Below are 16298 nucleotides of genomic sequence, written 5' to 3'. Positions count from 1 at the left end.
TCGCGTTGGTCGTGCCGGTCTCGCTGCTGGTGCTGGTCCTGGGTTTCTTCGTTCTCGTCATGGTGAAGACCTCCCGTCTTCAGAGGTGGTTGGACCCCTTCAGGTGCCCGATGCGGATTCATACGAATCCGGCAGAACGCCCGAAGGGCGGGGAAGTCGGAGGTCGTCGGGCGCGGAGCTGGCACGGCGGGCGGCCCGGGGCTTCCCGGGTTCGTGGACGATGGGCGCGGGTGAGGTCGTCATGAAGACGCACGGAGGGCGCGGGTTCAGTCGACCTCAGCGAGGACCGGTCGTCCGGTAATGGTGGTCAAAGGAGCCGTTGATGGGACGGCTCAAGGTTTCTCGGGGTCCCAGTGGGAGCGCCTGGGCCCCAGGGGATTTCGGAGGAGCCGGGTGCGCGCGGGTCAATGGATGAGACCGTGCGGCGCCGGCGGATCGGGGTTCAGCGCCGTCTTGAGCGGGCTGCCGCCTTCAAACCCTCAGAAATCCCTTTGAACAACATGATGCTGATCTTCTCCGGTGAGGTTCCAGGTTCTTACTGCTGCTTCGCCGTCTGCACCGGATTGGCGAGACGGTTGTAGATGTCGTCCGCGATCGAGGCGATCACCTCGGGGTCGATGTGCATGGGGCACTGGTGCTGCGCGAAGCTGAGTTCGAGCCCCGGGAGGATTTCGTAGTGCTCGGTCTTGCGGTAGCGCACGAGCGTGCCGTCGGGGTGCGTCGAGACGCTCTTTGCGAAGCGGGCGCCGTCCTTCGAGAGGGGATAGAAGGACTCGTCGCGGGACGTGTTGGCGGCGTCGGCGCGCGGGGGCTGCGCTTCGTGCGCGGGAAGGTCTTCGACCGCGCGCTCGGGCAAGGGTTCCCCGTCGGCCTTCGAGGCCTTCAGTTCCGAGAGACGGTAGCCCTGTTCCTTGCGGCGCTTCAGCTCCATCAGGGCGACCACGTGCGTGCGGTCGTAGTAGGCGCCGCGACGCTGGCCGTAGGGCTTGGGGCAGAGTCCTTTGGCGATGTAGTAGCGGATCGTTCGGGGCGTGAGGCCGGTGATGGCGCTCAGGCGGAACATGTTGAACGTATCGGCTTCGACGTTGGGGGTGCTAGTCGTCTGCGTCACGATGTGTCGCCCTCCTCAGCGACGCAGGGTGTGCGTTTTCTTCTTGCGTACCGGGCGCGCGCCGCAACGCGCGCGCGTGCGTACTTGTATGAGAAGTAGGGTACCGCAAAGCGCTCCCCGCTTACATTTGCGGCGGGAGTTTACGACGGTATTCACGATGCGCCCCGCGAAATCAGTGCAGTGGGTTTGAACGCGGTGTTCGGAATTGCGGATTTCCCGAGGATTGGAGAAGGATGCGTAAAAATGCCCGAACCGGTAAAGTTATGCGACGGCAATCCTGTCACAACCCTTCATGAGAAGAGATTTTCGTGCAATTCATTCGGCGTCGAGGCCCGGCAACCCATATGCGACGATCAGGGTCGGAAAGATGACGAATGATGTTGGTCGGGCGTTACATGGCAGGCGAACCCGAGTGTAAAAAGCGCGACGCTCAAATTGTCGTATAAAAAGTGTCCGTGTTTACTCGTATGTTCGGCGGCGTGCGAACCCGTCTCCGGGGAGGGATGCGTCAATCGCTGACGCTTATGCGCGTCGTCCGGACGGGTGACGGACGGACGTTCAGAACGACCGGTACGGTGCGCACTTGGGGCGGCCGGGATCCGTGGGTCCCGGACTCAGTCGTCCCGCTCCCGGTTCTCTTCGACCAGCTTCGCGATCGCCGCCCGGATGTCGGGCATGAGGACGGTCAACGCTTCGCCCGAGTGCACCGCGAACTTCGTGTAGAGCTTCGCGCGGTGGCCTTCGACCGTGCGGATCGAAACCCCGAAGCGCTCAGCCACCTGGGCGTCGGTGAGCCGCCGGCAGATCATCGAGAGCGTGTGGAGTTCGCGCTCCGAGAGCTGCGCCGCGCCTTCGGCGATCCTCTCGGGGCGCGTGACCCCGAGACGGCGGAGCACGTCGCGGTGCACCGCCTTGTTGATGGCGGCGAAGAGCCGCTCCTCGTCGACGGGCTTCATCAGGAAGTCGACCGCCCCCGCCTGAAGGCTCGAGACCGCCACCTCGACGTCCGCGTAGCCCGTGAGAAAAATGATCGGCATCCCGTCCCGGGCTTCGAGGCGCTGGGTTTGGAGCTCCAGCCCGCTCATCCCCGGCATCCGGACGTCGAGGATGAGGCAGCCGATGCGCTCGGGTTGAAGGTCCCGGAGGTAGTCCTCGGCACAGGCGTAGGGAGCGACGACGTAGCCCTCGATTTCGAGCATGGTCGTCAGGGCGTCCCGCACCGCGCGGTCGTCGTCGATCACGCGGATCAACGCTTGGGTCTTTTCGTTCGCGAGGAGGTCGTCGCCCAGGTCGCTTTCCAGAACGGCGCGGCAGGCGGAAGGTGTGAAGACGGTGCTCATCGGTGGGTCCCGGAGGTGTTGAGGGGGTTGGTGTTGTCGGTGTTGGCTTCAGCGGAGTCGTTCCGGTCGGCGTCAGACGGAGCGGACGGCGCGGCATTATCGCTCTTCGCCGTCTCCGTCATCTTTGGAAACGCGACGGTCACGACGATCCCGCCCGCTTCGCGCGCGTGGAACGTGATCTTCGCACGGTGGACTTCGGCGATGGATTTGCAAAGAAGGAGACCCAACCCGAGCCCCTCGGTCTTGGTGCTCGCCAGGGGTTCGGTGATGCGCACGAGCTCATGGGCGGTGAGCCGCCGGCCGCCGTTCGCGACCGTCATCCGCGCGCCTTCCTTCGGGGCGGTGAGCGTCAGCGTCACCGCGCTCACCACGCCCGAGGCGCACTGCGCCTCATCGGCGTTCTTGAGCAAATTCATGATGAGGACGCGCAGCTCCACCGCGTCCCCCGCCGTCATGACGGGGTCCGCCGGGGCCGTGACGGCCACTTCATTCCGGAGCTTTTTCGATTCCGCCATCTCGCGCACGACGTCGCGCGCGAGCGCCGCGAGGTCGATGGCCGCGGAGCGGTCCGCACCCCCTTTGGCATAGCGGCGGACGCGGTCGATGATCGATGCGGCGAGCTCCAGCTGCTCCGTCAGCCCGTCGATGCACTTCGCCATCAGGGGGCGGTTCAATTCTTCCCGCTCGGAGAGCTTCCGGATCGAACGCGCGTGGTAGCGCATGGCGGACAAGGGCTGCACGAATTCGTGCGCGAAGACCGAGCTCAGGCGTCCGATCATCCCGACGCGCTCCAATTGGTTGAGCTTTTCCGCGGTGCGTCGGGCGGCTTCCGAGGCCGCCCGCTCGCGCGCCATCGATTCCGAGAGCGCCGCCGTGCGCTTCACGACCAGGCGTTCCAGCCGCCACGAGTGCCAGATCCAGCCGAGGACCCCCATGAGGAGAAGCATCAAAAACGGCCAGTACGTCTGCACGATCCGCTCGACGGTCCAGTGGCGCAGGTGCTCGAAGGGCCCGATCCGGAGCTTCCGGAAGAGTTCCGTCACGCTCTCGAAGTTCGTCGTGAAGCTCACCGTGTAGCCGCCCGGGGTGTCCCCGGGGGAGAGTTCGAGCAGCGCGACCGCGAGATGCCTCGTGATCGCCGCCGGCGTATGGTTCGCGACCGCGATGGTCCAGCCCGGATAGAGCGCGGTCGAGAAGGCGCAGCCGAGGCGCTTCCCCGCCGGCGCGGCCTGGGCGTTGATCACCTTGAAGCGGCCGGCCAACTGCGGGTTCTTCGCTTCCAGCGCTTCCGGCATGCAGGCGCGCAACAACCCCACGTCGGCTCTGCCTTCCGCGACGTCGCGGAGCACCTGCTCGGGGGAATTCTTCGTGAAGGCGACGGACGAGAAGAAGTCGTCCGGATCGAACCCGGCCTTGGCGATTTCGCCCAGGTTCGTCTGGTACGTCATGAAGTTTTCGCGGTCGGTGGAGACCGCGCGCTTCCCCGCGAGGCTTTCGATGTCGGTCAAATCGTCCCGGTCGGACCGCACCACCATCACGCCCGCGACGCACTGGTTGGGGTCGGGCATGGCAGGCGCCGTCAGCGTCCCGATGTCGCGTACGCCGTAGGGCTGCATTTCAACGAAGAGCCCCGAGCTCGCGAGGAAGAACTCCACCTGGTTGTTCCGGACCGCAGCTTTGAGTTCGCCGGACGAGTGGTACGGGATCGCCTCGATCGTCAACTGCAGCGCCCGCTTCTGGAGGTACGCCACCACCGTGTCCTGCACGTTGTCGAGGTTCGCGCGGTAGGAGCTCGCCGCCTCGAACTGCAGAATCCCGAACCGCACGCGCGTCCCGTGGGGGATGGGCGCCTCCGGAGGCTCGACCGTCGGGGTCGGGAAGACGTCGGGGTCGACGGGGACGCCGAGGGATTCCTCGGCCTGGGCTGGGCCCGACATGCCGACAAAGCCGACGAAGCCGATGAGGCCCGCCAACGCGCACGCCGTAGTGACGGCAACCCGCCGCAACGCCCCGGGCCTGCGGCCGGAGCCGCTGCTGCGGACAGGGGAGGGTACGGAGGTCATTTCAGGGGCTGCGCCGGAGGCTCTTCGGAGGGCTTCGGGCGCCCCGGCGGATCGGGTCGTGGCGGTAGGGTGCATGGCGCAAGTGTAGCGGGATCCGTAGGCGGGCGCGGAAGACGGGGTCGGGGTTCGGTCCGGAAGATCCGCCGGGGAATGCGACGGCAAAACCGATCCCGAGCGGTGTCCCTGAAGGCGGACGGATCAACCGTCGTTTGAGGCTTCCCAAGGCAACCTTTCACGCCGCGTTGACGGCCAAACAACGCGACCATAGTTCGAAACAAACTTAAGAATTGACCGAAGCTATCCGGACATAAACGCCGTTCATTTATCCGGCGGATGGAAGCCGTGGTTTGTGCTGGTTTCGTGAGTCCGTCCCTCAACACCTCCCCGAAACGGAACTGAGGCGAACGAAACACGTCCCCGGACAGAGAGAACGTTCGCCGCCGAGGCGTCTCAAAAATAGTCCCTCCTCATCCTTTGGTCGTGCTGGTAGAACCCTAAGCGCTATGCCCTAGGGCGAATGACCTATGCCTCTCGGGCAGGCCTATGGACCAACCGAACGTGAGGAATTGAGAGATGAACCGTGTTTTCAAGACAGCCTGGAGTTCCATCCGTCAGCAGTACGTCGTCACGGACGAACACCACGCCGCCAAGGGGAAGGCAACGAAGAGCGCCGTCGCGATCGCCGTGGCGGCGCTTTTGACGGTGTCGGGGGCGGCGTCGGCCGCGTACGTGCAGGGAAGCCACGCGCTTGACGGCATCAACTGGGCGAAGGACGCCGAATACCAGAAGGACTGGGGCCTTCGCGCGATGAACGCGTCGAAAGCCTATGAGTTGGGCTTCTATGGTCAGGACGTCAAGCTCGGCATCGTCGACTCGGGGAGCTTCTTCGGGCACAGCCAGCTCCAGGGGCAGCTGATCGACACGTCGATCACCGGGAAGTACGGCTCCACGGGCAACCGCTACCAGAAGTGGGCGGGGCTCAACTGGGGAGCGGATCACGAAAACCCGTTCGGCTCCTACAAGGAAGGCGATGCGTTCGACCGGGCGTCGAGCGACTTCGCCCTGAACGTCAACGACTCGCACGGCACGCACGTCGCCGGCACGATCGTCGGGAAACGCGACGGCAGCGAATTCCACGGGGTCTCGTTCGGCTCGAAGCTGATCGTCGGGAACACCGGCGGCACGGACAATTCGACCTACAGCCCGATCCTCACCGACCGCACGAATCCCTCCGACGCGGCGTCCTACTCGGTGATGGACTACAACTACTTCAAAGCGGTCTACGCGGCGGTGGCCGAGTCCGGCGCGAAGTTCATCAACAACTCCTGGGGCACGAACGCCCGCGTGCGCATCACCGGCACGGGCGACAAGTGGTACGACGACAGCTACGGCTACACGAACTTCGACGTCTCGAGCGCCTGGATCACGCAGGATCAGGTCAAGGTCGCCGATCGCAATGAAGACGGTTCGGTGAAGAGGGACGAAAACAACAACGTCGTGTACAAGAACAGCGGCAATCCCATGAGCGTCGACCTTGACGTCCCCGGCGGCTACATCGGCGAATGGTTCCTCTACAAGAAGGCCGCCGCGTCGCAGGTTCAGAACAAGGAAAACGCGAAGTTTGAGGACAACGTCGCCTTCGTCGACGCAATGGGCGACGTCGCGAAGAAGCACAACATCGTGCAGGTCGTCACGACCGGGAACCGGAACGAAGACAACCCGTACCTGCGCGCCGGCTACGCGAACTTCCGCCCCGAATTCGAGAAGAACTGGGTCGCGGTCGCGGGCGTCAAGTACGTGAACGAAGAGCTCTACTACATCTCGAACTTCAACGACGCGGGCTACGCCAAGTGGTGGACGGTCGCGGCGCCCGGGAACGCCATCTACTCCTCCGCGGTGGTCGACGGCGCGTACGTGACGCCGGGCAAAGATGAAGGCGCCGGGAAGAAGCTGGGCGACGAAACCTACGCCGCCTGGGGCGGCACCTCGATGGCGGCGCCTCACGTGACGGGCGCGCTGGGCGTCTTGGCGAGCCGCTATCCCTACATGGAACCCACGCAGGTCCGCGACGTGATGTTCACGACCGCGAACCAGAACATCCTCTACGACACCTCGACGGAAGACGGGAAGCGCGACCAGAAGAAGCACGACGAATCGTTCGTCAAGGGCGTTCCGTCCGTCAACTTCGGTTGGGGCGTGCCCGACCTCGACAAGGGCATGTACGGTCCGGGTCAGCTGATCGCCAAGAACGACATCAAGCTCGGCACCTACAGCGACCACTGGTCGAACGACATCTCCCAGATCGCGCTCGACGCCCGCCGCATCGAAGACAAGGCGGAACTTGCTGCGGTGACCGCAGAGCTTCAGACTGCCAACGGTCTCGAGGCCGGTGACGAAAAGGACGCCAAGACCGCGTACTACACGATCCGCAAGACCGAACTTGAGGCTCGTCGGGACGGTACGGCTGAAGGCTACAAGGACTACTATGTCGGTTCGATCAGCGTGACGGGCGAAGCGGGCTCGGGCGCGACGCTCGTTCTGACGGGCGAAAACACCTTCCGCGGCGGCGTCGAAGCCGGCAAGGGTGCGACGGTCGTCGGTTTCGCGGAATCCTTCGGGTCGTACGATCCCAAGTTCACCTTCGCGAACGGTACTGTCTATGAGGGTGCGACGACGACCACCACCGCGAAGGAAGCCGGGACGGATGCGGTCGAAATGAACGAAGCCCTGAAGAAGATCGACGGTCTCCTCACCGTGAAGGACGGTGGCCGCGGCGGCGTGATCGCCTCCTACGTCGATGAAGTGACCGACAAGGGTTCGCTGCGTCCCGCGCCCGAAGCCCAGCACGGCACGGCGGTCACGGTCGAAAAGGGCGGCACGCTTCTCGTGCACGCCGCGTCGACCACCGGCTCGACCGCCACGACGGTCAAGAAGATTGAGGCAGTCGACGGCGCGCTCGTCAGCGGCTGGGCGCAGGGGAGCGACCTCGCCCAGATCTACAACGGCGGGAAGCTCTCTGGCACCGTGACGTTCGCGGAGGGCGACGGCACGAAGCTGAAGGCCACCGAAGACGACATGCTCTTCTTCAACGCGAAGACGACGGTCGCCGAAGGCGGCAAGTCCGTCTTGACCGAAATCACCCGCGACGAGACGAAGAGCTTCGGGATGTTCGCCCGGAACGGCAATCAGCGCTCGGTTGCTCAAGCGTTGGAAGCCAAGGGCGGCGCGATCTTCGAGGGGCTCTTGTCGGGGAACCAGTCGATGTTCGATTCGACCCTCGACACGCTCGACAACGATCTGCTCCTGAACGCCCAGAACGCGGCGGTTCTGAACACCCTTGACGTCGCGAAGACCGCGAAGGATCAGGCGCTTCGCCGCGGCGTGGGCTCGACCGCCGAACTCGCGCACGGCGCGACCCTCTGGGCGACCGGCATCGGGAACTGGGGCTCGGCCGACCACACCGCGAAGGTCGACGCCGACTTCTATGCGGCGCTCGTCGGCGCGGACATCCAAGTGGGCGGCAGCACGACCTTGGGTGCCTTCTTCGGCGCGGGTACGACCGACTTCGACGCGGGCCGCGACGGCAAGATCGATTCGGACGACATCCACTACGGTCTCTACGGGAAGACGGACGTCGCGGACGTCGCCTCGATCTCCTACGGGGTCGTGCGCACCGAACAGGACCGTGAAGGTCACCGCCCGGTCTCGCTCGTCAACAAGACCGGGTACAACGCCTTCAACACGGACGCCGACATCACGACCTTCTACGTCGAAGGGGCCTACACGGGTCTTGACCTCGGGAGCGCCGTGAAGGTCGAACCCTATGCCGGGTTCGCGTACATCCGCGCTTCTGCTGACGGCATCGCCGACCGTGCGGACGACGTGAGCTTCACGACGAAGGTCGAGGACCAGACGCTCCAGGCCGCGACGCTGGGCGTGCGGGGCGACATGCCCTTCACGGCGGGGTCCGTGCGGATGGCTCTGAAGGGCGACCTCTCCTGGAGTCACTTCTTCGGCGACACGCAGGCTGAAGCCCGACTCGGGGGCGACGCCGCCGGGAAGATCGTCGGGGCCGAGCTCTCGAACCTCTTCTCCGTGGGCCTCGGCATCGAAGCCAACGTCGGGAAGAGCACGACCTTCGGGCTCTCCTACACCGGGAACTTCTCGGGTGACGTGACCTCGAACGGCCTCTCCGCCACCGTGCGCTACGCCTTCTAAGGGAAGCCCCCAGGGGGCCGAACCGGCGTTCTCGCCCCGCCGCCGACACCTTGATTCGTCGGGGGAAGCAGGCGGCCGGGGAGGGTACGCCGGCCGCGGACCCGACAGCCAAAACCAACACGACCCGTCTTCGGCACCGCCCGAAGGCGGGTCTCTTCATGTGCGGGGCGCGGGGCGAATTCCGCTATTCGACACCCGGCCGGGATCCTGGGGAAAAGCCCCTGAAACGGGGCATCAAGCCCCGGACCGCCGCGCTCCCGCCGCGCTCCCGTCCGCCGCCCGACCCCTCACGCGTCGCCCGCGGAAAGAGGTGGTTCCACATCCTTCGCTGTCAAAAAGATGCGCCAAGAATGCCGAAACGGCGTCGCAATGTCGTCGCAGCAACGGTCAGGAAAATCTGCCGGATCGGGCCGTCAATCGGGCGAAAAGGGCGGTGGCGCACCCTTTCTGAGGTGTTTGGTCACGACCAAAGGACTAGGTGAAAACCCTTGAGGGCAACAAAGCAGGTTCTCGTCCGGCAAATCGGCGTGATAGATTGCGCACATTCGCAAACGAGAATGATTCGCAGTACGTACGGATAGACGACGCAAATCGTTCGGACAACCCCGATAGGAGATTTCATGAGTGCGACGAAGCCGATGAAGCCGGTGACGTTTGAGGCGGGCGCCAGGGCCGTCGAAGAGGCCATGCGCGGGAAAGGCGTCGAAGGGTACTACGCCGACGCCGCGGATCCGCTCCACGCCGCCTTTCCGGCGAAGGCCCGCATTCACAGCGGGCCGGACGGCATGCCGCTGATGGGGGAGAGCGCCTGCGAAGCGCTGGAGCGCCTCGCGGACCGGCCCCGTTCCGGGAAGACGCTCGCGTACCTGCACATCCCGTTCTGCGAGACGCGGTGCCTCTACTGCATGTTCTACCAGAACCCCTTCGACGAAGACCGCTCCAAGGTCTTCACGGACGCACTCATTCGCGAGCTGGAGCTTTGGAGCGACCGCGACGCGCAGCGCGTCGGTCCCGTCCACGCGGTCTACCTCGGGGGCGGCACGCCCACGGCGCTCTCCGCCCGGGATCTCCGCCGGGTGCTCGATACGGTTCAGCGCACGCTCCCGCTCGCGAACGACTGCGAGATCACGATCGAAGGCCGCATCAACAATTTCGACGACGAAAAGATTGAGGCCGCGCTGGCCGGCGGCGCCAACCGCTTCTCCTTGGGCGTTCAGACCTTCAACACCCAGGTCCGCCGGTCGATGATGAGGATCGATGACGGCGAGCGGTGCCTGCGCCGCCTCGAAGCTCTCATGAGCTACGACCAGGCCGCCGTGGTGATGGACCTCATCTACGGGTTCCCGGGCCAATCGATGGACGTGTGGGAGGAAGACCTCCGCATCGCCTCGTCGCTTCCGCTCGACGGCATCGACTGCTATCAACTCAACGTCTTCGAGAAGTCTCCGCTCGCGCGCCGGGTCGAATCGGGGAAGCTCCCGCCCGCCGCGGACACGCCCATGAAGGCCGACATGTTCGCGCGCTCGGTCGAGTTCCTGACGAACGCCAACTGGCGGCGGCTATCGAACAACCACTGGGGGCAGGGCACCCGTGAGCGGAACGTCTACAACCAGTTGGGGAAAGGCGCCTGCGACTGCCTCGCCTTCGGGTCCGGCGCGGGCGGCCGCCTCTTCGGGCACAGCTTCATGCTGGAGAGGAAGTTGGACGACTACATCCGTGCCGTCAACGACGGCGTGAAGCCCACGTCCTTCCTCATGGCCCCGGGCCCGCACTGGGCGCTCCTTCGCACGATTTCGTCCGCGATGGAATCGGGCGCGATCAACCTAGCTGCGATCGGGCGATCGGCCGGGCTCGACCTCGAAGGGATGGCGAAGCCGGTTTTGGACCAGTGGGCCGAAGCCGGGCTCCTCCGCCGCCGGGGCGAATGGCTCCACCAGACGGTCGCGGGCCAGTTCTGGCACGTGACGTTGGCGCAGCTCCTCATCGACTTCTTGAAGACGCAGCTCGTCGCGCCCAACGCCCCGAACGCCAAAGACGCCCAGGACGGGATGAACGCGATGGCGCTGCGCAAGCTCGACATGGGCGCCCCGCAGATGGTCGCCGCGGCGGCGGGCGGCGCCCGGGCGCCCCGCGCGCCGCACCCGCACCACGGGTGAGGCCTCTGCCCAAACAACGATCTGAACACCGAACCCCCGGGGCCCACGTCCATCTGATGACGCGCCCGCACGACCCGGGGATGCCGAACAGAAGCGGGCTCATTGGCTTGAACCGGTCTTCGGGCCGGTCCTTTCAGCGATTGACGAACCACCAGTCCCTACCACCATGCAGCATCTGAAACTCCTCCGGACGGCCGCCGCCGTGTCCTCGGCTTTGGCCGCGCTCTACGCCTTCGCCCCGGCCGCGCACGCCGAAGAAGCCCTCACCACCGAAACCGTCCGCGTCACCGCGTCCCGCGTCGAGCAGGAACTGATGGACGTGCCGATGTCGGTGTCGGTCCTCACCGCCGAAGACATCGAGCGCTCGTCCGCGCAGACCGTGGGCGACCTCCTCAAAGACATCCCCGGCGTCAAGGTCATGAACGACGGCAGCCAGGGCATGAAGCGCGTGCAGATCCGCGGCGAAGACGCCTTCCGCACGCTCGTCATGATCGACGGCCAGCGCGTCTCGGAACACAAGTCGATGTCGGGGGCGCCGATCCTCATTTCGCCCGATGAGATCGAGCGCATCGAAGTGATCAAGGGGCCGGCCTCGGTCCTCTACGGCTCGGACGCCGTGGGCGGGGTCGTGAACATCATCACGAAGAAGGCCTCCGCGAAGGCCTTCAGCGCGCAGGCCTCGGCCGGGATGAATTCGTCCAACAACGGGAAGTCGGTTTCGGCGTCGATCGCCGGGACGGTCGAAGGGTTTGAGTACCGCTTGACGGCCGGCACCGACCGCGCGGACGATCTCTCGACCCCCGCGGGCGACGTTCCGAACACGTCCTTCAACTCGCGCCAGGCGTCCGCCTACCTCGCGTACAACTTCACGCCGGAGACGAAGGCGGGTCTGCGTCTGGAAACGTACGACCTTGAATTCCATACGGGGCTCCTCCCCGAAGACATGGGGTCGTACTCGGACTTCGCCGTGAACGTCCCGCAGTGGAAGCGCGAAAAGGCCGCCGTCTTCTTCGAGACGAACAACGTCTCCGACGCGCTCGTGCGCGTGCGCACCGACGCGTACTACCAAAAGAGCGACAAGAGCATGCACAACCGCGTCTACGTGCTGCAGGTCATGAACCCGATGATGTCGATCGACCAGAAGATGGACAACTACGCGGACAACACGGTCGATCAGTACGGTTTCACGCTGCAGACCGACTGGCAGTTGGGCGACGCCCACTACCTGATCGCGGGCTACGAATTCAACTACGACGACCTCTCGGCGGCGACCGAAACGCACTCCCGCACGAAGATGCGGATGCCGCCGAGCTCGTCGACGAACAAGTACACCCACAACTACTCCGTCAACGACGGCTACCAGATGTTGAACGCCGTCTTCGCGTCGATGGAGTCGCAGCTCCCCGCCGACGTGACGCTCACCTACGGCGCCCGCTACACCTGGGTGAAGTCCGAGGTCGAGACCTACTCCGGGAGCGCCGTCAATACGGAATCCGACATGTCGGCGACCCCGGCCGATCCGGGCCGTCCCGGGTTCAGCTCGAATTCCAAGGAAAGCCAAAGCGACGGCCGCGCGGTCTTCAATCTCGGCGCCGTCTGGCGTGGGATCGAGCACACCGCGGTGCGCGCCAGCTGGGCGCAGGGTTTCCGCACGCCGAACCTGATGGAGCGCTACATCCCGACCTCGATGGGCGGCGGCAACGTGATCGCGAACCCCGATCTGAAGCCCGAAACGTCGAACAACTTCGAGCTGGGCGTGCGCTTCACGCCCGGCCGCGCGGTGCTTGACGTCGCCGCCTTCTACAGCGATGCGGACGACTACATCACGACGGCCGAAGTTGAGGACAGCGTCTACCAGTACCGCAACGTCGCGTCGGCGAAGACCTACGGGCTTGAGCTCCAGACGAGCTACCGCTTCGAAAACGGCTTCGAACCGTACGCGACCGGCACCTGGATGCGCCGCGAACTCTCGCAGAACGGCGACAGCACCTACGACGCCGGCGTCGCGGAACTCTCCGGCCGCTACGGCGTCCGTTGGACGGGCGAGCGGGCGGGCCTCAAGCTTCGCGCCGACGCCTACGCCTGGAGCCAGTCCGAAACGGCGCTCTACGACTTCAGCAAGAAGACGGTGAACTCGCGCTTCGGCGGTTCGACGAGCTTCAACCTGACGGGCGGCGTCTCCTTCGGGCCTGAAGACGCCTACAGCCTCGACGTGAGCCTTCTGAACCTCACGAACAAGCTCTACAAGCTCACCGACTCGATCTACGAAGCCGGCCGCTGCTTCACGGTGAACTTCAACGCGAAGTTCTGATCGGACTTCTGAGGGAGATGCCTCCTCCGGTGCGCCTCGTTGAGGCCGCCGGAGGAGGCGTCGCGAAACCCGAAGGAAGGCTTCGAACAACCTCAAGGCGCCCAAAGCAGCCAACCCCAAACAACCCCCAACAACCCAATCCCCGAACAACGACCGACAGGAACCCACCTCATGGAGATGCGCATCAGGAAACGCCGCTGGGAGCCCCGGGAGCTCGTGCTCCTCGGGGTCTTCGCCGCGGCGGCGAAGCTCTCGAGCCTATTGATCGCCCTGGCGGGCGGCGGCATGAACCCCGTCTCGCTCGTCGCGAAGAATCTCGTCTTCACGGCGCTTCTGATCGTGCTCCTCACGAAGGTCCCCAAGGCGGGGACGCTGCTTCTCTTCACCGCGGTCTCCACGCTCGTGAGCGTGCTCCTCATGGGCGGGAGCATGGCGCTTCTCCCCGCGGCGCTCGTCGCCGCGGTGCTGGGCGAAGCCGCCGCGGCGGCTTCCGGCGGCGCGGAGAAGCCCTGGGCCCCGTGGGTCGCGGCCGCGGTCTACGACTTCGCATCGAAATCCATCAGTCTCGGCGTCTCGTACCTCTTCATGCGGGAGAGCCCCGCATTGATGACGGTCGTGGTGCCGGTGGTGGCGGTCGGGTATCTCGGGAGCCTTCTGGGTCTTTGGGTCGGTGGAAAAACGGTGGAGGAACTGAAGCATGCGGGCTTTGTTCGCTGAGGGCGCGGCCGAGACGAGCGTGCTCCGGCACCTCGACGCGCGCACGAAATTGGGCGTGACGGCCGCGGCCGCGGTCTTGACGGTGTCGTCCGGCGGCTTCGTCGGCCAGGCGGTGCTCTTCGCCGCGACCTTCATCTACGCGCTCCTCTTGAAGCGTCCGGTGCTCCTCGCGCTCCTCTACGCGCTGATGGCCGCGATGATGGCGTTGGCGACGGGCTGCGCCTTTTTGATCGAATCCTGGGTGCCGGGGATAGGCGGTCTCACCGTCAAGTCCCTCGTCATCCCCTTCATGCGCGGCGCCTCGATGATGAACGCCGTGATGGTGCTGGCGCTCACCACCCGCGTCGAAGACCTGTTGGGGACGCTGGAGCGCATGCGTCTGCCCTTCATCTTCTTTCTCCCGACCGCGGTGATGCTCCGCTTCATCCCGACCTTCACGAACGACATCCGCCAGATCTGGGAGACGCTCAGGATCCGCGGCTGGGCGATGGGGCCGGAGATGCTGACGCTCCATCCGCTCCTCTCTGCCCGTCTTCTTCTCGTGCCGATCCTCTTCCGGGCGTTGAAGTCCTCCGAAACGTTGGGGATCGCGTCCGAGTTGAAGGGCCTTGGCACGGGCGAGCGCACCGTGATGCCGCAGGGGCGGACGCTGACGAGCCTCGACGCGCGCGTCGTCGCCGCGGCCGTCACGACGACGATCCTCGTCGTCCTCGCGGAGGTCTTCTTCCGGAACGTCCTCATGTTGGGGACGGAAGTCTCCATGCCCTGACGACGAAAGCGTGACGGAAGGATGGACCCATGGACCACATGAACAACCCCACGACACGGAGCCCGGAGAGCCCCATGCACCGCATCGAACTCCAGAACGTTTCGTACGCCTATCCCCACAGCGACCGCGACGCCGTGACGAACCTCTCGCTCACGGTCGACCCGGGCGAGCTGAAGCTCGTCACCGGAGCGTCGGGCTGCGGAAAGACGACGCTGATGCGCCTCGTGAACGGCCTCGCGCCGCAGATTCTCAAAGGTCGCTTGACCGGGAAGGTTCTGATCGACGGCTGGGACGCGTCGACGACGCCGGTCGCGGCCTTGTCGGAGCACATCGGAACGCTCTTTCAGGACCCGGAAGAGCAGTTCTTCGCCTTGAACGTCCGCGACGAAATCGCCTTCGCGCTCCAGAGCCGGGGGCTGCCTGCGGACGTGGTCGAAGCGCGCGTCGCCCGCGCGACCGAGCGCCTCGGGCTCGCGCACCTTCTGGACCAGGACATCCATGCGTTGTCGGAAGGCCAGAAGCAGAAGGTGGGCCTCGCGGGGATCCTTGCGCTCGAACCCAAGGCCCTGATTCTAGACGAACCCACCGCCAACCTCGACCCCGAGGCGACCGAAGAGCTGGCCGGGCTCCTTCTGGAGTGGAAGGCCGCCGGTGCAGCGATTCTCGTGGTCGACCACCGTCTCTACTGGTTGAAGGACGTCGCCGACGAGGTGCTCGTGATGCACGGGGGCGAAATCGTCGAGCGCGGGCCCTTTGCGATGCTCGCCGACGAGATGCTTCGCGCCCGCTGGGGGCTGCGCCGCGACGCGGTGGCGGACCCGCGGGAGACGCTGCCGCGCGTGGCGGTCACGCATGCCGGGGAGGCGGAAATCGAACCTGCCGACCGCAGCCGTACGGCGTCTGAGCGTGAGCGCTTCCGCGCCGATGCCCTGCGCTTTGCGTACCCCGGCCGCGCCGCCATTTTCGAGGGCGTCTCCTTCGGGGTCGAGCCCGGCATCACCGCATTGGTCGGCGGGAACGGCACCGGGAAGACCACGCTCGCGCGCATCCTCACCGGGCTCGAAAAGGCCGAAGGGCGCTTCCGGATCGGGAGCCGCCCGGTCGGGCGGGAGGGTCTGATGCCCTTCGCCGGATTGGTGCTCCAGAACGCCGACCACCAGCTTCAGATGAGGACGGTGCGCGACGAAATCCTGGGCGCCATCCGCGCGTCCCTTTCGGCCGAAGCCCGGAACCGCAAGCTCGGGTTCTTCGCCAGGCGGCGCGCCGTGCGGCTCACGGACGAGCACTACGCCCGGGCCGACGCCTTGATGCGCGACCTCCGGCTCTCCCACTTGGCCTCCCGTCACCCGCAGAGCCTCTCGGGCGGCGAAAAGCAGCGGCTCGTCACGGCCTGCGCGCTCGCCAAAGACCCGGCGATCCTGATTCTCGACGAACCGACCTCAGGGCTCGACGGCGCCAACATGGCCGCGATGGCGGGGTTGCTCCGTGCCGAGGCCCAAAAGGGCAGGGCGGTCTTTCTCATCACGCACGACCTTGAACTTTTGGACATCTGCGACCGCGCGCTCGACATGAGGATGCTGGCCGCGAAGAAGGCCGAGGAGAAGACCGCGGAG

Annotated in this window: 9 protein-coding genes; 6 read left to right on the top strand and 3 right to left on the bottom strand. The window is 65.5% G+C overall.

Annotation, left to right across the window (positions count from 1 at the left end; genetic code table 11):
- Nucleotides 1-535 precede the first annotated feature (535 nt).
- The 3 genes from HMPREF9440_RS10515 to HMPREF9440_RS05055 form a co-directional block, all read right to left on the bottom strand.
- Nucleotides 536-1111: a helix-turn-helix domain-containing protein gene (locus tag HMPREF9440_RS10515; protein WP_008542106.1), complete on the bottom strand. Its 576-nt coding sequence runs from the start codon at nucleotides 1109-1111 to the stop codon at nucleotides 536-538.
- 614 nt (nucleotides 1112-1725) lie between these two features.
- On the bottom strand, nucleotides 1726-2451 hold the full coding sequence (locus HMPREF9440_RS05060; RefSeq protein WP_008542104.1) for a response regulator transcription factor: 726 nt from the start codon (nucleotides 2449-2451) through the stop codon (nucleotides 1726-1728).
- On the bottom strand, nucleotides 2448-4424 hold the full coding sequence (locus HMPREF9440_RS05055; protein ID WP_050816129.1) for a sensor histidine kinase: 1977 nt from the start codon (nucleotides 4422-4424) through the stop codon (nucleotides 2448-2450). The genes HMPREF9440_RS05060 and HMPREF9440_RS05055 overlap by 4 nt, the downstream gene beginning before the upstream one ends.
- A gap of 663 nt (nucleotides 4425-5087) precedes the next feature.
- Between HMPREF9440_RS05055 and HMPREF9440_RS05050 the strand changes: the two genes are divergently transcribed.
- The 6 genes from HMPREF9440_RS05050 to HMPREF9440_RS05025 all read left to right on the top strand — a co-directional run.
- Entirely contained in the window at nucleotides 5088-8732 is a 3645-nt protein-coding gene (locus HMPREF9440_RS05050) for an autotransporter domain-containing protein (RefSeq protein ID WP_008542100.1), read from the top strand.
- A gap of 620 nt (nucleotides 8733-9352) precedes the next feature.
- Nucleotides 9353-10888 (top strand): heme anaerobic degradation radical SAM methyltransferase ChuW/HutW, encoded by a 1536-nt coding sequence (gene hutW, locus HMPREF9440_RS05045; RefSeq protein WP_008542098.1) that lies wholly within the window; start codon nucleotides 9353-9355, stop codon nucleotides 10886-10888.
- 166 nt (nucleotides 10889-11054) lie between these two features.
- On the top strand, nucleotides 11055-13199 hold the full coding sequence (locus HMPREF9440_RS05040) for a TonB-dependent receptor plug domain-containing protein (protein WP_008542097.1): 2145 nt from the start codon (nucleotides 11055-11057) through the stop codon (nucleotides 13197-13199).
- A 171-nt stretch (nucleotides 13200-13370) separates the two neighbouring features.
- Nucleotides 13371-13916, top strand: a complete 546-nt coding sequence (locus HMPREF9440_RS05035) for an MptD family putative ECF transporter S component (RefSeq protein ID WP_008542096.1) — start codon at nucleotides 13371-13373, stop codon at nucleotides 13914-13916.
- A complete protein-coding gene (locus HMPREF9440_RS05030; protein WP_008542095.1) occupies nucleotides 13897-14685 on the top strand; it encodes an energy-coupling factor transporter transmembrane component T family protein in 789 nt (262 codons plus the stop codon). Before HMPREF9440_RS05035 ends, HMPREF9440_RS05030 begins: the two co-directional genes overlap by 20 nt.
- Before the next feature lie 29 nt (nucleotides 14686-14714).
- On the top strand, nucleotides 14715-16298 hold a 1584-nt coding region (locus HMPREF9440_RS05025; RefSeq protein WP_008542094.1), incomplete at its 3' end, for an ABC transporter ATP-binding protein.

This window comes from Sutterella parvirubra YIT 11816, from assembly GCF_000250875.1.
Classification (GTDB): domain Bacteria; phylum Pseudomonadota; class Gammaproteobacteria; order Burkholderiales; family Burkholderiaceae_F; genus Sutterella; species Sutterella parvirubra.
Note: the sequence above shows the minus strand (reverse complement) of the source record. Positions and strands in the feature narration are given on the sequence as shown.

Bases quoted from the DNA above. Each gene is read 5' to 3' on its own strand.
- HMPREF9440_RS05060 (WP_008542104.1), bottom strand. From the start codon at position 2,451: ATGAGCACCGTCTTCACACCTTCCGCCTGCCGCGCCGTTCTGGAAAGC.
- HMPREF9440_RS05050 (WP_008542100.1), top strand. From the start codon at position 5,088: ATGAACCGTGTTTTCAAGACAGCCTGGAGTTCCATCCGTCAGCAGTAC.
- hutW (WP_008542098.1), top strand. From the start codon at position 9,353: ATGAGTGCGACGAAGCCGATGAAGCCGGTGACGTTTGAGGCGGGCGCC.
- HMPREF9440_RS05040 (WP_008542097.1), top strand. From the start codon at position 11,055: ATGCAGCATCTGAAACTCCTCCGGACGGCCGCCGCCGTGTCCTCGGCT.
- HMPREF9440_RS05035 (WP_008542096.1), top strand. From the start codon at position 13,371: ATGGAGATGCGCATCAGGAAACGCCGCTGGGAGCCCCGGGAGCTCGTG.
- HMPREF9440_RS05030 (WP_008542095.1), top strand. From the start codon at position 13,897: ATGCGGGCTTTGTTCGCTGAGGGCGCGGCCGAGACGAGCGTGCTCCGG.